32 protein-coding genes, 2 tRNA genes and 1 other RNA gene are annotated in these 22,016 nt (G+C 56.3%); 26 read left to right on the forward strand and 9 right to left on the reverse strand.

Going from position 1 to position 22,016, the window contains the following annotated elements; all coding sequences use genetic code 11:
• Positions 1–225: 225 nt before the first annotated feature.
• Positions 226–348: a hypothetical protein gene (locus INR77_RS15900; RefSeq protein WP_255573709.1), complete on the reverse strand. Its 123-nt coding sequence runs from the start codon at positions 346–348 to the stop codon at positions 226–228.
• Positions 345–554, reverse strand: a complete 210-nt coding sequence (locus tag INR77_RS09040) for a hypothetical protein (protein ID WP_223070756.1) — start codon at positions 552–554, stop codon at positions 345–347. The genes INR77_RS15900 and INR77_RS09040 overlap by 4 nt, the downstream gene beginning before the upstream one ends.
• Positions 555–653: 99 nt before the next feature.
• Between INR77_RS09040 and INR77_RS09045 the strand changes: the two genes are divergently transcribed.
• From INR77_RS09045 to INR77_RS09125, 17 genes are all read left to right on the forward strand, one after another.
• A complete protein-coding gene (locus INR77_RS09045) occupies positions 654–1,373 on the forward strand; it encodes a LexA family transcriptional regulator (protein WP_223070757.1) in 720 nt (239 codons plus the stop codon).
• Positions 1,370–1,927 (forward strand): hypothetical protein, encoded by a 558-nt coding sequence (locus INR77_RS09050; RefSeq protein ID WP_223070758.1) that lies wholly within the window; start codon positions 1,370–1,372, stop codon positions 1,925–1,927. The genes INR77_RS09045 and INR77_RS09050 overlap by 4 nt, the downstream gene beginning before the upstream one ends.
• Positions 1,928–2,030: 103 nt before the next feature.
• Entirely contained in the window at positions 2,031–2,408 is a 378-nt protein-coding gene (locus INR77_RS09055) for a hypothetical protein (protein WP_223070759.1), read from the forward strand.
• Positions 2,405–2,674: a hypothetical protein gene (locus INR77_RS09060; protein WP_223070760.1), complete on the forward strand. Its 270-nt coding sequence runs from the start codon at positions 2,405–2,407 to the stop codon at positions 2,672–2,674. Before INR77_RS09055 ends, INR77_RS09060 begins: the two co-directional genes overlap by 4 nt.
• Positions 2,675–2,690: 16 nt before the next feature.
• Positions 2,691–2,840: a hypothetical protein gene (locus tag INR77_RS09065; protein ID WP_223070761.1), complete on the forward strand. Its 150-nt coding sequence runs from the start codon at positions 2,691–2,693 to the stop codon at positions 2,838–2,840.
• Positions 2,841–2,850: 10 nt separating this feature from the next.
• Positions 2,851–3,036 carry a hypothetical protein gene (locus tag INR77_RS09070; RefSeq protein WP_223070762.1) on the forward strand — a complete coding sequence of 62 codons (186 nt, stop codon included), beginning with the start codon at positions 2,851–2,853 and terminating at the stop codon, positions 3,034–3,036.
• Positions 3,033–3,509 carry a hypothetical protein gene (locus INR77_RS09075; RefSeq protein ID WP_223070763.1) on the forward strand — a complete coding sequence of 159 codons (477 nt, stop codon included), beginning with the start codon at positions 3,033–3,035 and terminating at the stop codon, positions 3,507–3,509. Before INR77_RS09070 ends, INR77_RS09075 begins: the two co-directional genes overlap by 4 nt.
• Positions 3,502–4,281 carry a hypothetical protein gene (locus tag INR77_RS09080; protein ID WP_223070764.1) on the forward strand — a complete coding sequence of 260 codons (780 nt, stop codon included), beginning with the start codon at positions 3,502–3,504 and terminating at the stop codon, positions 4,279–4,281. Before INR77_RS09075 ends, INR77_RS09080 begins: the two co-directional genes overlap by 8 nt.
• The gene (locus tag INR77_RS09085) at positions 4,278–4,988 is read left to right on the forward strand and encodes a hypothetical protein (protein WP_223070765.1); all 711 of its coding nucleotides are present in this window, start codon (positions 4,278–4,280) and stop codon (positions 4,986–4,988) included. Before INR77_RS09080 ends, INR77_RS09085 begins: the two co-directional genes overlap by 4 nt.
• Entirely contained in the window at positions 4,985–5,386 is a 402-nt protein-coding gene (locus INR77_RS09090; protein WP_223070766.1) for a hypothetical protein, read from the forward strand. Before INR77_RS09085 ends, INR77_RS09090 begins: the two co-directional genes overlap by 4 nt.
• Positions 5,383–5,691: a hypothetical protein gene (locus INR77_RS09095; RefSeq protein ID WP_223070767.1), complete on the forward strand. Its 309-nt coding sequence runs from the start codon at positions 5,383–5,385 to the stop codon at positions 5,689–5,691. The genes INR77_RS09090 and INR77_RS09095 overlap by 4 nt, the downstream gene beginning before the upstream one ends.
• A complete protein-coding gene (locus INR77_RS09100; RefSeq protein WP_223070768.1) occupies positions 5,681–6,007 on the forward strand; it encodes a hypothetical protein in 327 nt (108 codons plus the stop codon). Before INR77_RS09095 ends, INR77_RS09100 begins: the two co-directional genes overlap by 11 nt.
• Positions 6,007–6,588: a DUF1643 domain-containing protein gene (locus tag INR77_RS09105; RefSeq protein ID WP_223070769.1), complete on the forward strand. Its 582-nt coding sequence runs from the start codon at positions 6,007–6,009 to the stop codon at positions 6,586–6,588. Before INR77_RS09100 ends, INR77_RS09105 begins: the two co-directional genes overlap by 1 nt.
• Positions 6,585–6,830 (forward strand): hypothetical protein, encoded by a 246-nt coding sequence (locus INR77_RS09110; protein WP_223070770.1) that lies wholly within the window; start codon positions 6,585–6,587, stop codon positions 6,828–6,830. Before INR77_RS09105 ends, INR77_RS09110 begins: the two co-directional genes overlap by 4 nt.
• A complete protein-coding gene (locus INR77_RS09115; protein ID WP_223070771.1) occupies positions 6,827–7,102 on the forward strand; it encodes a hypothetical protein in 276 nt (91 codons plus the stop codon). Before INR77_RS09110 ends, INR77_RS09115 begins: the two co-directional genes overlap by 4 nt.
• On the forward strand, positions 7,103–7,429 hold the full coding sequence (locus INR77_RS09120) for a helix-turn-helix domain-containing protein (RefSeq protein WP_223070772.1): 327 nt from the start codon (positions 7,103–7,105) through the stop codon (positions 7,427–7,429).
• Positions 7,429–8,232 (forward strand): site-specific integrase, encoded by an 804-nt coding sequence (locus INR77_RS09125; protein ID WP_223070773.1) that lies wholly within the window; start codon positions 7,429–7,431, stop codon positions 8,230–8,232. Before INR77_RS09120 ends, INR77_RS09125 begins: the two co-directional genes overlap by 1 nt.
• 66 nt (positions 8,233–8,298) lie before the next feature.
• Here the strand turns inward: INR77_RS09125 and INR77_RS09130 are convergent.
• Positions 8,299–8,372, reverse strand: a tRNA-Pro gene (locus INR77_RS09130).
• Between the two features lie 99 nt (positions 8,373–8,471).
• On the opposite strand from INR77_RS09130, the gene thyA reads away from it, so the two are divergent.
• The 5 genes from thyA to INR77_RS09155 all read left to right on the forward strand — a co-directional run bounded on the left by thyA (position 8,472) and on the right by INR77_RS09155 (position 13,421).
• Entirely contained in the window at positions 8,472–9,398 is a 927-nt protein-coding gene (gene thyA, locus INR77_RS09135) for a thymidylate synthase (protein WP_223070774.1), read from the forward strand.
• A 71-nt stretch (positions 9,399–9,469) separates the two neighbouring features.
• A complete protein-coding gene (locus INR77_RS09140) occupies positions 9,470–10,777 on the forward strand; it encodes a 3-methyl-2-oxobutanoate dehydrogenase (2-methylpropanoyl-transferring) subunit alpha (RefSeq protein ID WP_223070775.1) in 1,308 nt (435 codons plus the stop codon).
• Positions 10,774–11,835 carry an alpha-ketoacid dehydrogenase subunit beta gene (locus tag INR77_RS09145; RefSeq protein WP_255573710.1) on the forward strand — a complete coding sequence of 354 codons (1,062 nt, stop codon included), beginning with the start codon at positions 10,774–10,776 and terminating at the stop codon, positions 11,833–11,835. Before INR77_RS09140 ends, INR77_RS09145 begins: the two co-directional genes overlap by 4 nt.
• A gap of 144 nt (positions 11,836–11,979) precedes the next feature.
• Positions 11,980–13,245, forward strand: a complete 1,266-nt coding sequence (locus INR77_RS09150) for a dihydrolipoamide acetyltransferase family protein (RefSeq protein WP_223070776.1) — start codon at positions 11,980–11,982, stop codon at positions 13,243–13,245.
• Positions 13,246–13,344: 99 nt separating this feature from the next.
• A tRNA-Asp gene (locus tag INR77_RS09155) sits at positions 13,345–13,421 on the forward strand.
• A gap of 15 nt (positions 13,422–13,436) precedes the next feature.
• On the opposite strand, the gene INR77_RS09160 is transcribed toward INR77_RS09155, so the two are convergent.
• The 6 genes from INR77_RS09160 to INR77_RS09185 all read right to left on the reverse strand — a co-directional run bounded on the left by INR77_RS09160 (position 13,437) and on the right by INR77_RS09185 (position 16,889).
• Positions 13,437–14,891, reverse strand: a complete 1,455-nt coding sequence (locus tag INR77_RS09160; RefSeq protein WP_223070777.1) for an MFS transporter — start codon at positions 14,889–14,891, stop codon at positions 13,437–13,439.
• A gap of 77 nt (positions 14,892–14,968) precedes the next feature.
• On the reverse strand, positions 14,969–15,187 hold the full coding sequence (locus INR77_RS09165) for a DUF2842 domain-containing protein (RefSeq protein ID WP_223070778.1): 219 nt from the start codon (positions 15,185–15,187) through the stop codon (positions 14,969–14,971).
• The gene (locus INR77_RS09170) at positions 15,187–15,810 is read right to left on the reverse strand and encodes a 5-formyltetrahydrofolate cyclo-ligase (RefSeq protein ID WP_370632318.1); all 624 of its coding nucleotides are present in this window, start codon (positions 15,808–15,810) and stop codon (positions 15,187–15,189) included. The genes INR77_RS09165 and INR77_RS09170 overlap by 1 nt, the downstream gene beginning before the upstream one ends.
• Positions 15,811–15,883: 73 nt before the next feature.
• Positions 15,884–16,051: non-coding RNA, 6S RNA (gene ssrS, locus INR77_RS09175), on the reverse strand.
• 33 nt (positions 16,052–16,084) lie between these two features.
• Positions 16,085–16,654: a cell division protein ZapA gene (zapA, locus tag INR77_RS09180; protein WP_223070779.1), complete on the reverse strand. Its 570-nt coding sequence runs from the start codon at positions 16,652–16,654 to the stop codon at positions 16,085–16,087.
• Positions 16,647–16,889, reverse strand: coding sequence for a hypothetical protein (locus tag INR77_RS09185; RefSeq protein ID WP_223070780.1), 243 nt, complete (start codon positions 16,887–16,889; stop codon positions 16,647–16,649). The genes zapA and INR77_RS09185 overlap by 8 nt, the downstream gene beginning before the upstream one ends.
• 259 nt (positions 16,890–17,148) lie before the next feature.
• Here INR77_RS09185 and tkt point away from each other — a divergent pair, with 259 nt between their 5' ends.
• From tkt to INR77_RS09205, 4 genes are all read left to right on the forward strand, one after another.
• Positions 17,149–19,146, forward strand: a complete 1,998-nt coding sequence (gene tkt / locus INR77_RS09190; protein WP_223070781.1) for a transketolase — start codon at positions 17,149–17,151, stop codon at positions 19,144–19,146.
• 15 nt (positions 19,147–19,161) lie between these two features.
• Positions 19,162–20,169, forward strand: a complete 1,008-nt coding sequence (gene gap, locus INR77_RS09195) for a type I glyceraldehyde-3-phosphate dehydrogenase (protein WP_223070782.1) — start codon at positions 19,162–19,164, stop codon at positions 20,167–20,169.
• Between the two features lie 124 nt (positions 20,170–20,293).
• Positions 20,294–21,493, forward strand: coding sequence for a phosphoglycerate kinase (pgk, locus tag INR77_RS09200; RefSeq protein ID WP_223070783.1), 1,200 nt, complete (start codon positions 20,294–20,296; stop codon positions 21,491–21,493).
• Entirely contained in the window at positions 21,490–21,948 is a 459-nt protein-coding gene (locus INR77_RS09205) for a PaaI family thioesterase (RefSeq protein WP_223070784.1), read from the forward strand. Before pgk ends, INR77_RS09205 begins: the two co-directional genes overlap by 4 nt.
• Positions 21,949–22,016: the final 68 nt, after the last annotated feature.

Genomic DNA, 22,016 nt, shown 5'->3' on the forward strand with positions numbered 1-22,016 from the left:
GCGATTGAGAAGAGAGATTGCGCTCGATGCGACGCGCCTCTCGGCGGCTCATCGCGATATGGCGCACAAAGACCGGATCAGCCCACGGATCAAAAAGGGCTTTACGAACGGAAGCCAGCAGAGCGGCATCTTCGGACGAAAGTCGGGGAGTGCGTCCGCATTGGTTTGGGACAGCGACGCACTCCCCATCCGAGCGCTCAAGGGAATCGAAAGCGCTTGGAATATTCACGCGATATACTCCGGCACATTGTCATTGGCAGGAGTGACCACCGAGAACCGCAACACCTTGCGGACGTGGCGACCATGAAGGGCCCGCGCATAGGCTTGGAAAGCTTCGGGCAACGTCATGCGGCCTTATCCGTCTCATATTGCGCCATGAACCTGCGAATTTTCGCCTCTGTCTCAGGCCAAATGCGGCGCGGACGATCACGCCCTTCGCCTCGCATTTCATTGATAAGCCGCCAGTCGCCAAGCGCCTCGCGCCCGAACGTACTTTCGGCCATGTTATGACGAGCAACAAATGCCTCGATGTCTTTGAGCAGCGTGTTTTCCATGGCCCACTTGATATGCGGGTAGTCACCCGCCCGTCAAGTAAAAATGTGGGTGATTGCCCATTATTGCGTGATTTTACCCGCAAAGCGACAATGCAAGGCATGACACAGCAACCTCGAATCAACGTCCCTGCGCTTAAGAAGGCGATCATCGAAGCAACTGGGCCCGGAAAGAAAATGAGCCGCCGTAAGCTTTCTTTGCTCGCCAGTGGTGGAAAGAACCCGGACTTGGTGCGCGATTTGATTAATCGCGGGCAGGATAAGAAAGTGACGGTCGAAACTTTAACCGGCTTGGCATCTGCGCTTGAGCGCGATCACAGCGATTTCCTACTCGGTTCGCCATCTGCGCCCGTAGGAGCGATTAGAATATCAGTGGTTGGCAAGGTCGAGGCGGGAGCTTGGCGTGAAAGCGAGGAGTGGCCAGAAGAGGACCGTTATGAAATAGAAGTGATGCCGTCCCCGTTTGCATCAAGCGAGCGCTTTGGTCTGCGCGTCGAAGGTTATTCGATGGACAAGCTTTTTCTGCCTGGCACCATATTGGATTGCTTTAAGCTTTACGGTGCGGACGGGCTTACACCTGAACCGGGTGACGTTGTGATTGTGCAGCGCCGTCGCGGCGCTTTAATCGAGACGACGTGCAAGCGGCTTGAGCGTTTGGCAGATGGTGCGTTTCAGTTGCGGGCGGAATCGACGCGGCCTGAATTTGCTGAACCAATTCCGATAGGTGCGCCAAGCGAAGAGCATTTTGGCGATGATGAGACAACTATCATTGGGATCGTCAACGCTGCCGTCACACCGCTTTTGAACCGGAGAGCATCATGAAGTTGTGGGCACTAATTACGCTGGCGGTTTCTTCGCCAGTGGTTGCACAAGACTTGTCTCGATCAGAACGACGCGCCGCCAAGCTGTCGGTTGAAGAGGTGGCAGATAGGCTTGAGGTGAGCGGGCAGGGTGCGCTTGATCCTGTGCTGACTATCTCGACGCAGACGATTGCCTCGCGACGCATTGGCAATGATCACTTCTTCCGCGCGCGTATAGATAAGGCGACAGGCGAGGTGGCCTATCAGCTATATGCGATTGTGGAAGGCAGGGAGGCCATGAATCCTGACCGGATAACGTATGCGTTGGGCAGCGAGATTGTGCAGCAAAGCGCAGATCGTATCCACTTTGATGTGTCTTGCTATCGTTCAAACTGCACCACGATTGAACACGCTTTGGCATATATACCTGCGAGCGAGGCAGAAGCGATGGGACAGTGCGAAAACGACCTGTTGCGCTTTAAAATGTTTGGCCGGTCGGTTGATGGCGTTGATTTGGCTTTTCCATGCGTCGAGCTGGCGGGGTTACTCCACGCGGTAAAAATCGCTGCAAATTAAAAAGCGGGCCGTTACCCGCAAAAAGTAGTTGACGCGGGTAGATACCCGCATTAGAACCCAAATCAGACAGCGGCACACCGTCGCTAACTGACGAGGGTTTAAAATGTCTCATTATCCCGAAGCTGACGCGGCAAGAGCGCGCATTGCGTCTATCCCTGCCGAACGTCTGCGCACTTACGAGCGTGAAACGTGGTCGGTCGCGATTAAAAGCGAACGCAAGGCGTTTGATCGTGCTGCGAACACTTTTGAATTGAGTGAGCGCGAATATGTCGAAATGGCTTTTCTGCGCTTCCATGACCGGGCGCTGTTTGAGCAGATGCTCACCTCTCGCCTGTGCGAATACGATAATGCACGGCACAAGTTCATCGAAGTGAATTACTGGCGCAAGTGGCAGCGCGATATTGCGGCTCACACTAATCGCGCATTGGCCGCTTTTGAGCGCGCCGCCTCCCGGTTTGATGCGGAAGGGGTGGCAGCATGAGCCGCTTTGGAGACATCAACCCATATCCGCCAGTTGGCGACGAATACCTTTATGGCCGCCACGCCCGCAACCTTGACCCCGCTAGCGTTATCTACGCGCAAGCCGAATGGGACGCGATGGACGGCGAAGGGCGGCTTCCTGATGATTGGGACCGTGAGGCCAAGCTGGCTGACATTCGCGCCAAACTCGAAGAGACGCGCCGCAACCTTGAGGAAGGCGCTGCAAGGCTTGATGCCATGCTTGCAGAACGGGAGCGCACCCAATGAAAACCCCACCTGAAAAATGGCTGATCGTAGCGATACTGGTCTGTGCTTACGCCCTCGCAATGTGGGCTGGCTTGGAGACAATGACATGAACCCCTCCACCCGTGAATTTGCAGTGATGTTTGCTGGCGTTTGTTTTGTGACGCTTTGCTTCATCGCACAGCTTTAGGAGATTGAATGTGACCTACGATCACCGCTTCGACCACCGTCCGCAGATGTGCGGAACCGAACGCTTCAAGCACTACGGCGCGCTCCTGCCAATGGAAGAGGATCGCAACCGCACGATTAGCAAAATGACAGTCGCCCTCGCGGGACTTGGGCTTGTGGCTCTTGTTGTGGCTGTTTTGATGGGAGTGCCGGCATGACTGATATTACTGATGCGGAATTTCAACGCGAAGAGCGCTACATCGTAGTGAAACGCAAGCATTTGGTTCCCGAAATTGAGCGGCAATTGCGCAACTTCCTCGCGCAGTGCTGTGTTGGCACCGTCGAGTGCGTTGTAGTTGAGAGCGATTGGCCGGAATACGAGCAAGTGTGGGCGATGATAGAGGCACGCTGCACAGGCAAACCACTGCCGACTGTCACCGCCCTCCAAGCCCAACTAGCCGAACGCGATGCTGAGATAGAGCGGTTGCGGAATTATGCGCGCGAGGTGAGCATCGCCTTTACTGCCGTGTCTGGGGGTGGTTCTGAAATGTTCACTCGAATTGGGGATGACTTCTACGCTGACCCGAAAGCTTGCCGCGGGCGAGTTGAAAGCAAAATTGCAGCTATACGCCGCCACTTGAGCCGGAGTGCGACCGACACCCTCACATTACAGGAGAGCAGCGATGACTAACCCAATGGCAAACCCTGAGAGCGATGGTCGCATTTTGTGCTGGTTTTCTAGTGGTGCCGCCAGTGCTGTAATGACCAAGCTTATTCTGGCTGAGAACCCCGAAGCCATCCCCGTTCAGTGTGACCTTGGGGACAGCGAAGATGCGGACAATCGGCGCTTTACGCAAGAATGCGAAGAATGGTTCGGGAAGCCCGTTCTTCATATCAAATCTGAAAAATACGATGACATCGACGAGGTATTTGATGCCCGAAAGTATCACTCTGGTATGAACGGTGCGCCTTGCACAGGGGAATTGAAAACAGCTCCACGCCTCGACTTCCAGAGGCCAAGCGATCTCCATGTATGGGGCTATACAGCCGATCCTGACGACACAAAACGCTTTAAACGGATGCAGCGCGTTTATCCTGAGATGAAACAACGCGCGCCCTTGATTGAGCGCGGCATTACAAAAGAGGGGTGCTTGGCGATAATTGAGCGCGCTGCCATTGCCCCGCCTCGCGTTTATTCTCTGGGTTTCACTAATGCCAACTGCATAGGCTGCGTCAAATCGACAAGCCCTGCTTATTGGGCTTTGGTGCGCAAGCAGTTTCCAAATGTTTTTGAACGTCGGGCTAAGCAATCAAGGCGCTTTGGCTCTCGCCTGACCCACTTACCCAAACAAGGCGACGAGCGTTTCTTCATTGATGAAATTCCCGCCGACTTCCCCACAAAAGAGGCTGTCTCGCCGCAGTGTGACTTCCTGTGCGCGCTGGCAGAAGAGGATTTAACATGACTAACCCAAAGGTAAGCCCTGAGATGGTGAAGCTTAAGCCGTGCCCGTTTTGCGGCGAGCAGCCCCAGTCATACTGGGTTGGCGATACAAGTCTCGCTGGCGATGATGGTTATTGGGCAATCGAGCATTGTCATGTGGGCGTTCACCTCGACACCGAAGAAGAAGCTACCGCAGCATGGAACACTCGCGCCCTATCCGCGCAGCCTTCTGAGCCTGTGGGGTGGATGTATGAGTGTTTACTTGGGTATCTCGACACTGGCCCGGATTGGCAGGTGGAGTTCTCGCGCGAACATCCCGATCCCGAACACGATGGTGAAGGCGTCCGCAACATCCGCCCTGTTTACACAGCCCCACAACCCTCTTCTGAGGTGATCGAGACAGATACGCGGCTTTTTGATGCCCTTCGTATCGTGCGTCGGATGAAGGAAAGCCTCGCGGTTCACACGGTTGACCATCGATTCGCAGATGCATTCGCCGATGCGGACCTGGTTGAGCAAGCAATCCAAGATGCAATTGCAACCACCCCATCAACCCCGCCTGAACCACAAAGCGATCTGGTGGAGGAGCTTATCGAGGTGGCGCAAGCCCTTTGCGAAGTCATTGAAGTCGATTGCGGTTGCACTCCGCTCGAAGGATCAATGTCGCCCGGCGAACACAATCTAGGAAAAGCAAAGCGCATCCTCGCCGCGCTAAGGGGGCAAGCATGAGTGATTTGCAGCCGCCAGCACTTATTCCGTCTGAGAAAAAGGCGCAGGTTCAATCCGCCATATCGAAGGTGCACGGATTTCCTCTGTGCGTTATTCAATCTGATACCCACCCGAAGCTTATGGGCATTTGGTGCGACAATGGATTAGCTGGCATTGGGCAAGTGGCAATCGTCACTCGCGAGTTCCACGAGGGACAGGCTGAGGGCATTTGTACACTCGCCAACGCAGCAATGTTCATTCCTGCAATGGTCGACCGCATCGAAGAGCTTGAGCGTGCCTTGGAGGATATTGCCAAGCAATGTTTGGTCGAGGAGGTGGAAGACCGAGACGGTGATTACGAATTTGCATACGAATGCTGCGTCAAACGCGCCCGCCAAGCCTTGGAGAAAAAGCCATGAGCAAGGATTTAGAAGATATTGTGGTTCACTCCGCAGAAGGCATGACGCTTCGTGTTGCTTGTGGCGGTGGCGCTGTGATGGTCTGCATCGACCCAAGATCATTTACAGATGGCGGGCCAGAGTGGGTAATGCGCTACGGCAACCCTGAATCCATTCGCTACACGGTCGCAGAGCTGTTGGGCAGCTACGACTACCTCCTGTCGGAAGACATCAACACAAAAGAGGCGCGCAGGCGCTTGGGGCTCATGCGCAAAGCTCGACGAATTGCAGTCCGCAAACACTTGGAGAAAACCAATGCAGGATGATCTGATCGAACAGCTTGAGGCTGACTTGCGCTTATTGCTTGATGGTGAGTTTACGAGCCTCACTATCGGTTTCAACGATCACCACGCCTGCAACTATGTGGACGCGCAAGAATATCATGACAGGTTCCATGAATATCAAGGTGACGAAAACGACATCATTGATTGGGTTTCCGAAGAAGAGCGCGTGAAGGCTATCAGCGAGAATAGAGTTTGGACCTGCCAATGGTATCCAAGAACGCCTGCTGGCTTCAACTGCATTGGCGCATCATCACTCAGTTCCCTTGTCGCCGCCCTACGTGCCAAAGGGGAAGGGTGATGGGATGCCTTGATAGCACAAATCTATTCGGGGAGCCTCTGCTTATGCGTTCTGCTTACTTCCCGTCGCCAGATGTCCGCGTGCGACTGTCTCGTGATTGGGGAGAGGGTAAACGTGCGTTCATTTTAGGCTGCAACCCCTCAAATGCCGGTGCGGATAAAGACGACAATACCTCAAAATGGTGGAACCGATGGTTCGAGCATTGGGGCTTTGCTGGCTACGACGCGGGCAATTTGTCGCCTTTTGTCACATCCTCACCTGCCGAGAATAAAGCGCGAGTAAAGCGGGCTCTAAATGGCGAATGGGCCGACCGAGATATGATCTTCGCTAACCGCGCAGCTGTAGCCAAGATGGCCAAGCGCGCAGATCAGGTCTTTGTATGTTTCGGTAACATCGCATGGGATGACGACTGGACTGAAAGTGTCCTCGAAGAAATCCAGCGCGGCGTGGAGCCGTGGCCTGATCTTTGGTGTTGGGGCACCACTAAGTCAGGCGCACCAATTCATCCAATGGCGCGCGGCAAACACAGAATTGATCCACTGCAACCCGCGATTTTATGGCGCAAAGGAGCAAAACAGTGAACACCCCTGAAATCAAACTCGCCCGGATTTACGCCCGCGAACGTCACCCCCACCTTGACTACAAGGCGCTAGACAGCGGCTTGCTCGACGACACGCCAGAGGTGCGGGACTGCTTGCCAGCTGTGCGAGACGAGCTCACCCGCCGCGCAAATGTGCTTGGCGCAAATCACGGCCAGCGGTGGGATAAGGCTCAGGCTGACTTCATGCTTGAACAGGTGCGCGCAAAGGAACCCACGCAATGACGATCACAACGCGGGAAGAGTTGGTTGAAGCGATGCGGAAGGCTGTGGACGCTGAATACGATGCAATAGGCTTTCAGCTTAAAGCAGGGCCCTCTCGACTTGTGGCCCAAGCCGCCCTCAAAGCAATTGAGGATGCTGGCTATATGGTGGTGCCTGTTAAGCCGTGCCACGACATGACGGGCGCTGTTCTCGAACCCGGCGAAGACCGCACAAAACTGGTCAAAGACTTCAAAGCAATGCTCCCAGCCTCCCCAATGGCAAAGGAGGGGTAAGTGACTGCCCCTGCCACCTTCACAGTTGCAAGCCTTTCCGAACGCTGGGAATGCAGCGAGGGAACGGTGCGCAACATGATTAAACGCGAACAGCTTGCTTCTTTCCGCATTGGCGCGCTAATCCGCATCCCCTCAAAAGAGGTGGAGAGGGTGGAGTGCCAGCATACACAGTGCAGCGGTTTCGAGACGGGTTCGCTATCGTCTGGAAAGACAACGGCAAACGACGACGAAGACGGCTGTACGCCAACAATCGGCAGGGCGCGGAAGCCGAGGCTAGACAACTTTGGGAAGCCTCAGACAATCGACCTTGGACAGTCGAACGATTAATGACAGGCTACATCACCTCGATTGAAGGGAAGCCCTCTTACCAGCGCAGACAAGACGCATGGAAGGCCATGCGACCGTTTTGGCAAAACACCGATCCCGAATTGATCGACGCGCAAATGTGCCGCGATTATGCTCACCAGAGAAGCGCAGGAGCCGCAACGGTTCGGTATGAATTATTGCAGCTATCCACCGCGCTCAAATGGGGAAGGCGCAACAAATACACCGCAGCGCGGCCCGAAATGTGGCTACCGGAAACGCCAGAGCGCAAAGTGCGGCATTTGACCCATGCGCAATTTGAGCGCTTCTTTGACGCTGTGAAAGCCCCTCACGCGAGGCTTTATGTGCAATTGGGGCTCTACACCATGGCGCGCCCGTCAGCGATCCTAGAGCTCACATGGAACCGCGTGGATTTTGACCGTGGGCTAATCGACTTCAACCCCGAAGGGCGCAAGCAAACAGCCAAGAGACGGCCCGTGGTGCCCATTGGGGAGGCGCTGCGCGAGCCGCTAGAACAAGCGTTTGAGGCGCGGCAATCGGTCTATGTGGTGGAGCATGGCGCAAAGCCCGTGCGCTCGATCAAGAAGGCGTTTCAAGCGGCAAGCGAACGATCTGGCGTGAAGGTTACACCATACACGCTTCGGCACACAGGCGCGGTGTGGGCGGCGGAAGGCGGGGTAAGCATGGCGATGCTAGGGCAGTTCATGGGCCATGACGACGACACAACCACGCAAAAGCACTATGCAAGGTTTTCGCCGGACTATCTTGCGGGGGTGGCAAACGCGGTTCGGAGGCGGGCAAAATGAGCTATAAAGGTTCAGAAAGTGGCTTAGCGCCATGTCTCGATTGTGCTACAAGTGCTTGTAAATCAAAGGGCGGGTCAGGTTCAAACGGCACCAAGCCCCTGCCTCCCGAAGACAGTGCTCTACCAGGCTGAGCTACTCCCCGACGCTGCGCAAACCGTTTCATAGTTCGAGGCAGGCGGGTGCGTATAAGTCGGGTGTGATGGAGTGGCAAGCGGGCAATTGCTGGTTATAGTTTAGCTATGACGACCCCCCATCCAGAGCAGCAATATCTCGACCTCATGCGCCAGATTTGGGAGCAAGGGAGCGAACGTGTCGATCGCACAGGTGTGGGTACCCGATCAATTGCGGGCGCAATGCTGCGGTTTGATCTGGATGGCGGTGCGATGCCGCTGCTCACCACCAAGCGAGTGTATTGGAAGACCGCAACGCGCGAAATGCTGTGGTTCCTGACCGGAGACACGAATATTCGCCCGCTGGTGCTCCAAGGGGTGAAGATATGGAATGAGTGGCCCCATGCTCGCTTCGTTAAAGAGACGGGTGAGGACGTTGCGCTAGAGGATTTCGTTCAACGTATTGCTGACGATGAAGACTTCGCCCAAAAGTGGGGAGATCTTGGCCCTGTTTATGGCAAGCAATGGGTCGATTGGCCGACCTATAAGCCCCGCGATGACGGACTGTTCGAGGCTGGCCCCGGCATCAATCAGGTTGCCGAAGTGGTCGAGAGCCTTCGCAACAATCCGGGAAGCCGCAGGCACATTATCGAAGGTTGGAACGTGGCTGAGCTCGACCAGATGGCGCTTCCGCCGTGTCACAAGACCTATCAATTTCATGTAGCAGACGGGCGGCTCAATTGCCTGCTCTACCAACGCTCATGCGATGTCGCTTTGGGGCTCCCCTTCAACCTGTGGTCAGCCGCGCTTTTGAACCGGATGCTGGCACAACAAGCCGGGCTTGAGCCGGGGGAATTGATCTGGATGGGCGGGGACGTGCACCTTTACCTGAATCATGCGCATTTGATTGAGGAACAGTTGAGTCGTGTGCCGTCAGGGCACCCAACTCTCGAAATCACCAGAAAGCCTGAAACAATTTTCGACTACAAAATCGAAGACTTTCTTGTGCATGATTACGCGCCTCAACCACCAATCAAGGCTCCTGTTGCGGTGTAATTCGCACTGCTTGACCGTGTAATTCGCTGAGGCCTATCCCTCTCCCACACGTTATTTCTGGGAGAGCAGATATGGCCGATGCGGCCTCCAATCGACCTTCACTTGCACTCCACGTGCCAGAGCCCAAGTCACGGCCCGGAGATCCGGTCGATTTTACCGAAGTCCACGTCCCTGATGCGGGCGCGCAGCCTCGTCCCGACGAAGCGGCCAAGCCTGAGGAAATGAGGGATCTTGCCTATACTCTCGTCCGGGTTCTGGGCGATGATGATCAGGCGCATGGGCCATGGGATCCAAAGCTAGATCCTGAAACGCTGCGCACGATGCTCGGTCATATGGCGATGGTCCGCGCTTTTGATGAACGGATGTTCCGCGGACAGCGTCAGGGCAAAACCTCGTTTTACATGAAATGCACCGGCGAAGAGGCGACCAGCGTCGCTGCATCAATGGCGCTTGCCAGTGACGACATGGTCTTCCCCAGCTATCGCCAGCAGGGCATTTTGATTGCGCGCGGCTATCCTCTGATCGAGATGATCAACCAGATTTACTCGAACGCAGGTGACAAGCTCAAAGGCCGTCAGCTGCCGATCATGTATTCGAGCCGTGAGCACAGCTTTTTCTCGATCTCTGGCAACCTTGCAACGCAAACGCCGCAAGCCGTTGGCTGGGCGATGGCCAGCGCGATCAAGGGCGACAGCCGGATTGCAGCGACATGGGTGGGTGAGGGTTCGACCGCAGAAGGCGACTTTCACTCAGCCTGCACCTTCGCGAGCGTTTACAATGCGCCGGTGATCCTCAACGTAATCAACAACCAATGGGCGATTTCGAGCTTCAGCGGTTTTGCCGGCGCAGAGCGCACAACCTTTGCGGCGCGCGCTTTGGGTTATGGCATCGCTGGCCTTCGCGTGGATGGGAACGATGCACTCGCCTGCTTTGCAGCGCAACAATGGGCGGCCAACCGGGCACGGGCGAACCAAGGTCCAACCTTGATCGAATATTTCACCTACCGCGCCGAAGGACACTCAACCTCGGATGATCCATCCGGCTATCGTTCAGCACAAGAGCGTGAGGAATGGCCGCTGGGCGATCCGATCATGCGTTTGAAAAAGCACCTCATCGCAATTGGTGAGTGGGACGAAGAGCGGCAACAGGCGATGGACCTGGCGTGCGCAGAGGAAGTTAAGAAAACCACTAAGGAAGCCGAGAAGAACGGTATCCTTGGCCACGGCCTTCACCATCCGTTCCACACCATGTTTGAAGACGTGTTCGAGGAACTGCCGTGGCACCTTCAAGAGCAAGCCAAACAGGCAACGCGTGAGCGCGAGATCAAGTGGCCGGATCAGCATCCAAAGGACTTTGCCGGTGAAGGGGCCGGAAAATGAGTGATACGGTTGAGAAAAACACCAAGGACACATCCATGGTAAATGGGCGGCGGATGAACATGATTGAGGCGATTAATGACGCTCTCGACATCATGTTGGAGCGCGATCCCGATGTCATCGTAATGGGTGAAGACGTCGGTTATTTCGGCGGCGTGTTCCGCTGCACCGCTGGACTTCAGGAAAAGCATGGCAAGACCCGTGTTTTTGATACGCCAATCAGCGAATGCGGCATCATCGGGGTGGCCGTTGGGATGGGGGCTTATGGTCTTCGCCCGGTCCCCGAAATTCAGTTCGCCGACTATATCTATCCTGGCCTCGACCAATTGATCTCCGAAGCTGCGCGGCTGCGGTATCGTTCGGCTGCCGAATATATCGCGCCGCTGACTGTTCGTTCGCCCTTTGGCGGCGGGATTTTTGGCGGACAGACGCACTCCCAATCGCCAGAGAGCATTTTTACTCACGTATCAGGTTTGAAAACGGTCATTCCGGCGACCCCGTACGATGCGAAGGGACTGCTCATCAGCTGTATCGAAGACAATGATCCGGTGATCTTCTTCGAGCCCAAGCGTATCTACAACGGGCCGTTCTCTGGCTTTTACGATAAGCCTGTCGAGCCATGGAAAAAGCACGCGGCGAGCGAGGTTCCCGAAGGGTATTACAAGATACCGCTTGGTAAAGCGCGCACGGTTCAAGAGGGCGAGGCGCTTACAGTGCTTGCCTATGGGACCATGGTTCATGTTGCGGAGGCGGTGGCGAAGGAAAAGGGCGTTGATGCTGAAATCCTTGATCTGCGCACTCTCGTCCCGCTCGACATCGAAGCGATTGAGGCTTCGGTCAAAAAGACCGGGCGCTGCCTTATCGTTCACGAAGCGACCCGCACTAGCGGCTTTGGCGCTGAATTGTCTGCCTTGGTGACAGAGCGTTGCTTCTACCACCTCGAAGCCCCGGTTGAGCGCGTCACTGGCTTTGACACACCCTATCCCCACAGCCTCGAATGGGCTTATTTTCCAGGCCCCGTCCGCATTGGCGAGGCGATGGATAAGATTTTGAAAGACTAAGCGCGTGCACTCTCCCTCGTCATTGCGAGCCGTAGGCGAAGCAATCCATGACCGGATGCTTCGTTCAGACGCAATGTCGGGAGATGGATTGCCGCGTCGCCCCCTTGGGGCTCCTCGCAATGACGAAGAAAGAGTGAAGCACTAATGGCAAAGTTCACATTCAATATGCCCGATGTGGGCGAGGGCGTCGCAGAAGCCGAGATCGTCGAATGGATGGTCAAGGTTGGGGACACTGTGTCCGAGGACCAGCATTTGGTCGACGTGATGACCGACAAGGCAACGATCGACATCGAAAGCCCGGTGGATGGCAAAGTCCTCGAAGTCGCTGGCGAAGTCGGTGATGTGATTGCGGTTGGCTCAATGCTGCTAGTGATCGAGATCGAAGGCGAGGATACGTCTGAGGTTGAGGTGGAGGAGAAGGCTGAGCCCACGCCAGCTCCCGAGCCATCACCGACTCCGGCGCCAACGCCTGCTCCCAAGCCAGCACCAGAGCCTACGCCTGCTCCCACGTCTGCGTCTGAGGAAACTGCACCTCAAGCAAAAGTCCTCGCCTCTCCCGCAGTGCGGCAGCGGGCGCGTGATTTGGGAATTGACCTTGTCGAGGTGAAACCCGCCGAAGATGGCCGTGTGCGCCATGGCGATCTCGACCAGTTTCTGGCCTATAACGCAGGAGGCGGCTTCTCGCCCGCGGGTGCAAGCCGCGAAGACGAGACGGTAAAGGTCATCGGCCTGCGCAAACGCATCGCGCAAAACATGAGCGCGGCCAAGCGCAACATTCCGCATTTCACCTATGTCGAGGAATGTGATGTTACGGCGCTTGAAGCCATGCGCGCGGATTTGAACTCGGCACGCGGAAGCAAGCCAAAGCTTACCATGCTGCCGCTGCTCATCACCGCCTTCTGCAAGCTGCTGCCTAAGTATCCGATGATCAACGCACGCTTTGACGATGAGGCGGGCGTGGTGACGCGGCATGGCTCGGTTCATCTTGGTATGGCGACGCAGACCGACAATGGCTTGATGGTCCCGGTTATCCGCGATGCTCAGGCGCGCAATTTGTGGCAATTGGCAAATGAAATTGGCCGTCTGGCCAACGCTGCGCGTGATGGTTCTGCGACGTCAGAAGAGCTTTCGGGCTCGACCCTGACTGTAACCTCGCTGGGTCCGCTTGGCGGCGTAGCGACCACGCCGGTTATCAATCGCCCCGAAGTTGCAATCATCGGTCCCAACCGCATCATCGAACGCCCCATGTTCGTTTCCGATGGTCAGGGCGGGGAGCGAATCGAGAAACGCAAGCTGATGAATATCTCGATTTCCTGCGATCACCGTGTGGTTGATGGCTATGATGCGGCGAGCTTTATCCAAGAGGTAAAGCAGCTGATCGAGACGCCTGTTTTGCTGCTTTCGGACTAGGATGCAAAAAAAGCGCTTTTAGGCTGAAAGAGGGCGTTGACAGCCCAAACTAGCTGGCCTAGAGGCGCGTCTCCCAAGAGGCGCTAGCCGCTTAAATGCGCGGGTGTAGCTCAGTTGGTTAGAGTATCGGCCTGTCACGCCGAGGGTCGCGGGTTCGAGTCCCGTCACTCGCGCCACTTGGGACATTTTCTTCAGCTTTGACCGGAAGACAGCGCCGCGAGGTTTGCCTCGTGTTGCGCCTTGTCGATTTTGTAGCGCGACAGACAGAACAGCGCGCTCATCCATAAGACGAGCAGAGACGGAGCATATAGCGCTCCCAAATTCCACAAAGTGTCTGGTGCCACGCTGACGAGATCTTCGCCTTGCGGAAAGGCGACGGCAGAAAGGATCAGACCTGCGGCCAACACGCCAAGGCCTTGTGTTGATTTACGCGTGAAAGTCATCGCTGCATAATAGACGCCTTCACTGCGCTTACCCGTTCGCAGCTGGTTTGATTCGACCAGATCAGCGACCATCGCATAGGCGAGAATCTGCACCGCGATGATCAGTGCCAGATCAATCACATTGATTGAAAGGATCAGCGGGAAAAGCACCGGATCGCCATTTTCCGGCATCAATCCAGCGAGCCGCAGCAGATATGGCGCGGGCTGAATGGTGAAGGCCAACAGGCCGAGGACCAGCGCACCTTTTTTCTTGCCAAATTTGCGACCAATCATCGGGCCAATCACCAGTGCGATACCGGCTGACACAAACACCGTCGCGGTCCAGATGAATATCTGGTGCTCGCTCAGGCCCCAAAAATGTTTGAGCATGAGGAATGCGAGCGAGGTGTTGAGGCCCGTTGCCATGGCAAACAGGATGGTCGCCAAAAACAGGGCGATGAAACTGCGCTCACGCAAGATGTCGAACATTTCGCGCATGATGGACAGAAGGCTGAAGCGTTCGGCGCGTGCTGGTGGGGCTTTGCTCAAGCTTGGGATGCGGTGATGCGTTGCCATTGAAGAAAGCACAATCGCGGCAAAGATGATGCAACTGGCGAGGATTCCGTAAGTTTCATAGCCCGACCGATCCTGCATCCCTAATGGACCAGCGAGCAGCACGCCGAACATAAGAACACTCATCACATTTCCGCTTGCCCAAGCAAAGAACATACGGAAGCTCTGGATACTGGTTCGTTCCTCATAATCAGAGGACAGCTCTGGCAGGAGCGCGGATGAAGGCGTTTCGTAGAATGTGATGAATGTGCGGATTATGATCGCGAGGCCGGTCAGGTATAGAAACAAACCCATCTGCGACCATTCGGGCGGGTTCCACAAAAGAAAATAGCTGAGCCCGACGGGAATGGCAGAGGCATACATAAACGGATGTCGCCTGCCCCATCGGGAGCGGAAATTATCAGACCAATAGCCGACCAGAGGATCGGAAATCGCGTCAATCACCAGCGCGATGAGGATCGCAAGGCCGACAAGGCCGGGCTCCAACCCCACTACCGTTCCGTAAAACAGCAACAGGAAATAGCTAAAGCCGCCTTCCTTGATCCCTAAGGCCGATGAGCCAAAGCCATGCGTCAGTTTCAGCCATACCGAGGTCGACGCGGATGTGGCTGATGGAGCAGAGTTTTTCTCTGCCATTGCCGTGCTTGCCATATTTTCTCTCTCCGGGAAGAGAGGCTAAGGCTAAGATTTATTGTTGGCAATGGGCGCGCGTGGAAAGTTCTAAAGCCTTATCGGCCCCATTTCCCGGTTTCCATCCAGATAAGAAAGTTTCCAAGCGGCAGAAGCCAGATCACGCCGAGGAAGATGTAGACCACTGTTTGCGCGAGCCAGTGCCAGCTTGCGAGGATGTCTGCGAGATAAACCGCGATCAAAATGCCGTAGATCATCAGACCAAGAAACAGGCCGATAATCCCTACAGGTATTCTCCAGGTGGGTGTCTCGCGCATCAATCCAATCCGTATAGTCGTGTTGGGGTAATCACCCCGTCCAGTGTCTTGTCGTGTGGCTCCGTCGGCAGTTCATCGCACAATTGCACATCCCATGCGAGGCCGATGGCCTTGGTGTCAGGATGTGCGGACAGCCAGCGGTCATAATGTCCGCCACCTTGGCCAAGACGCTCCAGCCTTTTGGTGAAGCCTACCAAAGGTACGAACACAATATCCGGCGAGATGACTTCAGCCGTCTGTGAGGGTTGAACCAGGCCAAACGGTCCCGGTTCCAGATCGCTGTGGCCATGAGGGTCGGTGTGCTCGCGAAACTCCATTGGGGCGGCTTCATTTTCGAAATGGGGCAGGGCGATACGGTGGCCAGCCTCATGGAAGAAGCGGGCGTAAGCATTTGTGGGCGCTTCGAATTCTGTCGCGTGGTAGAGGCCGATCACTGCGCCAGCGGCGATTTTGGGAAGGAGCGGACGGGGCGGCGTGTTGAACAGCAGCGCGCGCACCATATCAGGCTGCGCGGCGACGTGCTCGCGGCGGCTTTTGCGTAGGGCTTTGCGGAGATCAGATTTGGTGATGTTTGCAGCTCCGAGAAACGGCCAAAGGTCGCAAGGGTGACCACCCGCCCGCAGCGGTGCCGGAGCGAATGCGGAAGCAGTCTAGCGAGGACGTGCCCGCGGATGCGGGTGCGAAAAACAAATGCGTAGCGGGACCACCATGGGCCGGACCATGAAATCCTCTGACGCCGAAAACGTCAGGTGGGCGCCGTATACTCTAGACCCCAGGACGAACCCGTAATCTAAAGAAGGGACAGCTCCCTTGGATTGCTTATAGCCTCAGGGATGTTCGTTGGCTCGTGCCGGGCAGCCCCGCCATGCATCTATTTAGTGCGCCTCACCGCGCGCTTCAAGAACGTCCTTCAAGCGCATTTGCAGTGGCTTCGGCACGAAGGGCAAGCGCCTCAAGTTTCTCCGCAAGCGCTTTGCTATGCGCAGCGTTATCTTCAGGACTGCCAAAAAGATCATGTTGGTGACGGGCCTCATCCTGCAAGGAGGCGAGTTCAGACTTCAACCGCGCGTTCTCTTTGCGAGAATGCTCTTCGGCTTTGCGCAGAGTGTCGATTTCAGCCTGAAGCTCGGCTTTGGCCTTGCTCGAATTTTCCAGCTCTTGTGTTGTCGCCTCGGTCGCCTTTTGCACCGTGGCCTCGACATCGCTCATCGCGCTTTTGAGTTCGCTGGTCGCTTTTTCAAGCTCCTCGCGCATGGTCGCCATTTGCGTGCGCGCTTCGTCGAGTTCGTCGGCCATGAAAAGCGCGGCGAAAACCATATTATCCGCCTCTTGAGGCGCGCGCGCGGTGCCAAGTTTGGCGTAATTTTCGTCGATCAGCGCGCCGAATTTGCGGACCTTTTCCTCATCCGCCGGATCGCAGGCGATTTGGTAATGGCGTGGGCCGATCTGGATTTTGACCTTATTCACCCTCCAACTCCTCAATCAGAGTGTCGAGTTCGCTAAGCGTATCAGCAACCTCTTCGCGCAGCTTTTCATGGGCGTTGACCAATGCCATCACGCGCGCAGAGCCTGCGCCTTCTTTGGACGCAGCTGTCTCTTCGGACAGCTTCGCAGACGCATTTATGTCGAGGCGTGCAGCATCAATACGTGCCATCGCGGCATTGATCCGGGCCATCGCCTCGTTAATTCTTTCAGCGCTCATATTCCTTGAAATAACAAGAATGTCCCGCTTCGCAAAGCTTTGCTTAGCGCTGTTGATAAGTGATCTTGGCTTTTTAATCACCTTCACGCGCCGGTGTATGTGTGCCTTGCGCACTGTTGACCTTGCCCAAAGCCTCGGCAATGGCGTTCCGCGGCGGGACAAGGGGGCGAATCGCTCGTGCGTTTCCGCCAAAGATTTGCGTGAGAGAAATACAAAAGCGCAGCCTTTTAAGATGCGCCAGCAGGAGCACTCCAGCACGATGACGATCGACCCAGCACGCCTTCAACCGATGGCCAATGCCATCAGGGCGCTTTCGATGGACGCGGTTCAGGCTGCGAATTCGGGCCACCCCGGAATGCCGATGGGGATGGCGGATGCGGCAACGGTGCTGTTTGATCGTCATTTGAAGTTCGATCCCAAACGCCCCGATTGGGCGGATCGTGATCGCTTTGTGCTGTCCGCTGGCCATGGCTCGATGCTGATCTATGCGCTCTTGAACCTCACCGGATATGCGCATCCAACCCGCCAAGAGATCGCTGACTTCCGTCAATTGGGCAGCCCGTGCGCTGGCCACCCTGAGAATTTCCTGCTCGAAGGGGTGGAGTGCACCACTGGTCCTCTGGGTCAGGGTCTTGCGATGGCGGTCGGCATGGCGATGGCTGAGCGGCATCTCAACGCCAAATTTGGTGATGATCTGGTCAATCACCGCACCTGGGTTATCGCTGGCGACGGTTGCCTTATGGAAGGCATCAACCATGAGGCGATTGGTCTTGCTGGTCACCTGAAACTGGGCCACCTCAATGTGCTGTGGGATGACAACAACATCACCATCGATGGCGGCACGGATATGTCGACCAGCGAAGACGTTTGCGCACGTTACCAAGCAACCGGTTGGCACGTTGTGCGCTGTGACGGCCACGATTTTGCAAGCATCGATGCAGCGCTTGAAGAGGCCAAGGCTGATCCGCGCCCATCGTTGATCGCCTGCAAGACCATCATCGGTAAAGGCGCTCCGAACAAGCAAGGCACCAGCGCCACCCACGGCGCGCCACTTGGCCCGGATGAGATCGCGGCTGCTCGCGATGAACTGGGATGGGAGGCAGAGCCGTTTGTCATTCCTTCCGACATTGAAGCGGATTGGGCAGAGATTGGTGCAAAGGGCGCGGAAGCAAGCTCAGATTGGGATGCGCGCTTAGCTGCGTCTGCTCACAAAGACGCGTTTGAAGCGCAAATGGCGGGGCCTGCTGCTGGCGCTGATGCTGCTATTGAAGGTTACATCCGTGAGCTTGCTGCGGACCCCAAAAAGGTCGCGACCCGCAAGGCATCGGAAATGGCGCTTGGCCCACTGACTGAAAAGCTGCCACAGCTTATCGGCGGTTCGGCTGACCTTACCGGTTCGAACAACACCAAAACCGCGTCAACCACGCCATTCACGGCTGAGGATTACTCGGGCCGTTATGTCTATTACGGCATTCGCGAATTTGGCATGGCTGCGGCGATGAACGGCATGGCTCTGCACGGCGGTGTGACCCCTTATGGCGGCACCTTCCTGATATTCTCGGACTACTGCCGCAATGCGATCCGACTCTCTGCGCTCCAGCAGGTGCCAGCGATCTATGTCATGACGCATGACAGCATCGGCCTTGGCGAAGATGGCCCCACGCACCAGCCGATTGAGCAGGTGATGAGCCTTCGCCTCGTGCCGAACCTCTACACATTCCGTCCTTGCGACACGATTGAGACTGCGGAATGCTGGGCATTGGCGGTCAAAGCAACTGAGACGCCATCGGTACTCGCGCTGTCACGCCAAGGGCTGCCGCAATTGCGGGGCGAGGGCGATGAAGCATGGACAGGCGCGGACAATCGCTGCGCCAAGGGTGGCTATCGTCTCCAAACCGCAAGCAAGGCACGTAAAGTTGTGTTGGTGGCATCTGGCAGCGAAGTGGCGCTCGCCGTCGATTGCGCTGCGAGGCTTGAAGAGCAGGGCATCGGAGCTGATGTTGTCTCCATGCCGTGCACCGAGCTTTTCGATGCGCAGGATGCCGCTTACAAAGCCGACCTCCTTCCGTCTGACGCGCTGATCGTTTCGATCGAAGCAGGCGTGACGCAAGGGTGGGAGCGCTACACCGGTCTGAACGGCCTCAACATCGGCATCGACTGTTTTGGTGCCTCTGCTCCAGCGGATCAGCTCTTCGAGAAATTCGGCCTCACGCCAGAGGCTATTGTTCCGCAAATCACCAATAAACTCAGCAGCTAAGCAGGAAACCCTCACATGACTACCAAAGTTGCAATCAATGGCTTTGGCCGCATTGGCCGTCTTGTTGCCCGCGCTATTCTTGAGCGTTCTGACGATGATATGGAGCTCGTCTCCATCAACGATCTGGCAGACACGAAATCAAATGCGCTGCTTTTCCAATACGATTCCACCCACGGCCGTTTCCCCGGCACGGTTGAAGTCGAAGACGGCGCGATGATCGTCAACGGACACCGCATCGCCGTGACTTCCGAGCGCGATCCGGCGAACTTGCCGCACGGCGAACAAGGCGTGGACATCGTGCTTGAGTGCACCGGTTTCTTCCAAAGCGATGAAGCTTGCCGTCCTCACCTCGCTGCTGGTGCGAAGCGCGTTCTGATTTCTGCTCCTGCAAAGGGCGTGTCGGCAACTGTCGTTTACGGCGTGAACCACGATGTTCTGACGGCGGAAGACGTTATCGTCTCAAACGCAAGCTGCACGACCAACTGCCTCTCGCCAATTGCGAAGGTATTGCACGACACGGTTGGCATTGAGCGCGGCTTTATGACCACGGTTCACTCTTACACCAACGATCAACGTATGCTGGACCAAATGCACTCCGATATGCGCCGTGCGCGTGGCGGGGCTCAAAACATGATCCCGACGACCACCGGGGCTGCACGCGCGGTTGGTCTGGTTTTGCCGGAGCTCGCAGGTAAGCTTGACGGTTCTTCGATCCGCGTGCCGACACCAAACGTCAGCCTTGTGGACCTCGTATTCACACCGGGCCGCGACACGACTGCTGAAGAGCTTAACGCTGCGCTTAAGGCTGCTGCTGAAGGTCCGATGAAGGGCGTGCTCGATTACACCACCGATCCGCTGGTGAGCTCAGACTTCAACCATCACCCAGCAAGCTCAACCGTAGACAGCCTCGAAACCTCTGTCATGGAAGGCAAACTTGCCCGCGTGGTCAGCTGGTATGACAACGAGTGGGGCTTCTCCAACCGGATGATCGACACCGCCAAAGTGATGGCGTCGTTCCTTTGAGGCAATTGTCCTCCCCTCCCGCTTGCGGGAGGGGCAGCGAGACTTGCAAGCTCGCTTGTTAGTCGCAGCGGGGTGGGCCCACCCCCGACCCCTCCCGCAAGCGGGAGGGGAGAAGGAGTAGAAAATGACCGCTTTCAAAACGCTCGATGATCTTGGAGATGTGTCTGGCAAGGTCGCTCTCGTCAGAGTCGATTTGAACCTTCCTATGAAGGATGGGTCCGCGACAGATTTAACGCGGGCCGAAGCGGTCAAGCCTACTATTCTTGAATTGAGCGAGAAGGGGGCGAAAGTCCTCCTTCTGGCACACTTTGGTCGTCCGGGTGGCAAGCGCTCTTCTGTGCTTTCAACGAGCATGGTGGTGGGCGATGTCGAAAATGTTCTCGGTAAAGAGATCATGTTCATTCCTGAGGTGTCTGGCCCCGTGGTCGAACAGACGCTTGGCATCCTTCGCAATGGCGATGTTGGCCTGCTCGAAAACACCCGCTTCTGGCCCGGTGAAGAGGCAAATGACGCTGATTTTGCCAAAGCTATCGCAGCGCACGGCGATTTTTACGTCAACGATGCGTTTTCCGCTGCGCACCGTGCCCATGCGACGACCGAGGGGATCACCCATCACCTGCCAAGCTATGCCGGACGCGCGATGGAGAGGGAGTTGAAGGCTCTCGACAGCGCGCTTGGAAATCCTCAAGCGCCAGTGGCAGCGGTTGTGGGCGGGGCGAAGGTTTCAACCAAACTCGCTGTTCTCGAAAACCTCGTGGGCCGGGTTCAGCATCTCATCATCGGCGGCGGCATGGCGAACACTTTCCTTGCCGCGCGCGGGGTCGATGTGGGCAAGTCGCTTTGCGAGCATGAGCTTACCGAAACCGCGTCAAAGATCATGGACGAAGCCGATCACGCGGGCTGCACTGTGCACCTGCCTTATGACGTAGTGGTGGCGAAGGAATTTGCCGCAAACCCTGCGAGCCTGCGCACCTGCAATGTGCACGAAGTCGCTGAAGATGAAATGATTCTCGACATTGGCCCGCAGGCTGCGGAAAGCTTGGCCGATGTGCTTAAGACCTGCCGTACGCTCGTGTGGAATGGCCCATTAGGCGCATTTGAAACAGAGCCTTTCGATGCTGCCACCATGGCTCTTGCCAATCATGTTGCTGCTCTCACCCTTGAAGGCGAACTGATCAGTGTCGCCGGGGGCGGGGACACGGTTGCCGCACTTGCTCAGGCGGGTGTCACGGATGATGTGACCTACATCTCAACAGCTGGCGGCGCGTTCCTCGAATGGATGGAAGGCAAAGTGCTTCCCGGGGTAGCCGCGCTAGAAAAATGAGCGAGCAGAAAACCGAATACGGATTTGGCAACGCCGTAGAGTGCCAGGAAGGCGAATTTGCCGGGTGGTATCATTGGAACCACGATCCGTTTGAAACACGCGCTGGCCCATTCTTCATGCGCCGCGAAGAGGACGGCAGTTATGTCAGCGCTTTTCGCGCGGAAGAGCGGCATATGAACGGCGCAGAATCCATGCATGGCGGCTGCATGATGACTTTTGCCGATTTCGCGCTGTTCGCGATTGCAACTGATGAGCTTGCAGGCGGCATGGGCGTCACCATGAACCTTTCATCTGACTTTTTGGGCGGTGCCAAGCCCGGAGCGCTGATGGAAGCGCGCGGAGAGGTCACGCGGGGAGGGGGCAAAACCATCTTCATACGCGGGCTGATTACAGGAGACGGCGCGCCCGTTCTCAGTTTTACCGGGATTATTCGCAAACTCACCAAGCGGGGCTGATAGACGCTGTTGCCCCTTGCGGGCGGCGTAGCTAAAGCGCTCACAAATCACTACGCATACGAATGCAT

Origin of the sequence: Erythrobacter sp. SCSIO 43205 (genome assembly GCF_019904235.1) — a bacterium.
Lineage (GTDB): Bacteria > Pseudomonadota > Alphaproteobacteria > Sphingomonadales > Sphingomonadaceae > Erythrobacter.

Coding starts and splice junctions, on each gene's coding strand:
- INR77_RS09105 (WP_223070769.1), top strand. CDS start 6,007: ATGGGATGCCTTGATAGCACAAATCTATTCGGGGAGCCTCTGCTTATG.
- INR77_RS09140 (WP_223070775.1), top strand. CDS start 9,470: ATGGCCGATGCGGCCTCCAATCGACCTTCACTTGCACTCCACGTGCCA.
- tkt (WP_223070781.1), top strand. CDS start 17,149: ATGACGATCGACCCAGCACGCCTTCAACCGATGGCCAATGCCATCAGG.
- INR77_RS09125 (WP_223070773.1), top strand. CDS start 7,429: ATGACAGGCTACATCACCTCGATTGAAGGGAAGCCCTCTTACCAGCGC.
- INR77_RS09205 (WP_223070784.1), top strand. CDS start 21,490: ATGAGCGAGCAGAAAACCGAATACGGATTTGGCAACGCCGTAGAGTGC.
- gap (WP_223070782.1), top strand. CDS start 19,162: ATGACTACCAAAGTTGCAATCAATGGCTTTGGCCGCATTGGCCGTCTT.
- INR77_RS09075 (WP_223070763.1), top strand. CDS start 3,033: ATGACTGATATTACTGATGCGGAATTTCAACGCGAAGAGCGCTACATC.
- INR77_RS15900 (WP_255573709.1), bottom strand. CDS start 348: ATGACGTTGCCCGAAGCTTTCCAAGCCTATGCGCGGGCCCTTCATGGT.
- INR77_RS09145 (WP_255573710.1), top strand. CDS start 10,774: ATGAGTGATACGGTTGAGAAAAACACCAAGGACACATCCATGGTAAAT.
- INR77_RS09060 (WP_223070760.1), top strand. CDS start 2,405: ATGAGCCGCTTTGGAGACATCAACCCATATCCGCCAGTTGGCGACGAA.
- INR77_RS09165 (WP_223070778.1), bottom strand. CDS start 15,187: ATGCGCGAGACACCCACCTGGAGAATACCTGTAGGGATTATCGGCCTG.
- thyA (WP_223070774.1), top strand. CDS start 8,472: ATGACGACCCCCCATCCAGAGCAGCAATATCTCGACCTCATGCGCCAG.
- INR77_RS09185 (WP_223070780.1), bottom strand. CDS start 16,889: ATGAGCGCTGAAAGAATTAACGAGGCGATGGCCCGGATCAATGCCGCG.
- INR77_RS09055 (WP_223070759.1), top strand. CDS start 2,031: ATGTCTCATTATCCCGAAGCTGACGCGGCAAGAGCGCGCATTGCGTCT.
- INR77_RS09150 (WP_223070776.1), top strand. CDS start 11,980: ATGGCAAAGTTCACATTCAATATGCCCGATGTGGGCGAGGGCGTCGCA.
- INR77_RS09095 (WP_223070767.1), top strand. CDS start 5,383: ATGAGCAAGGATTTAGAAGATATTGTGGTTCACTCCGCAGAAGGCATG.
- INR77_RS09065 (WP_223070761.1), top strand. CDS start 2,691: ATGGCTGATCGTAGCGATACTGGTCTGTGCTTACGCCCTCGCAATGTG.
- INR77_RS09050 (WP_223070758.1), top strand. CDS start 1,370: ATGAAGTTGTGGGCACTAATTACGCTGGCGGTTTCTTCGCCAGTGGTT.
- INR77_RS09080 (WP_223070764.1), top strand. CDS start 3,502: ATGACTAACCCAATGGCAAACCCTGAGAGCGATGGTCGCATTTTGTGC.
- INR77_RS09160 (WP_223070777.1), bottom strand. CDS start 14,891: ATGGCAAGCACGGCAATGGCAGAGAAAAACTCTGCTCCATCAGCCACA.
- INR77_RS09045 (WP_223070757.1), top strand. CDS start 654: ATGACACAGCAACCTCGAATCAACGTCCCTGCGCTTAAGAAGGCGATC.
- INR77_RS09085 (WP_223070765.1), top strand. CDS start 4,278: ATGACTAACCCAAAGGTAAGCCCTGAGATGGTGAAGCTTAAGCCGTGC.
- INR77_RS09100 (WP_223070768.1), top strand. CDS start 5,681: ATGCAGGATGATCTGATCGAACAGCTTGAGGCTGACTTGCGCTTATTG.
- INR77_RS09040 (WP_223070756.1), bottom strand. CDS start 554: ATGGAAAACACGCTGCTCAAAGACATCGAGGCATTTGTTGCTCGTCAT.
- INR77_RS09090 (WP_223070766.1), top strand. CDS start 4,985: ATGAGTGATTTGCAGCCGCCAGCACTTATTCCGTCTGAGAAAAAGGCG.
- pgk (WP_223070783.1), top strand. CDS start 20,294: ATGACCGCTTTCAAAACGCTCGATGATCTTGGAGATGTGTCTGGCAAG.
- INR77_RS09115 (WP_223070771.1), top strand. CDS start 6,827: ATGACGATCACAACGCGGGAAGAGTTGGTTGAAGCGATGCGGAAGGCT.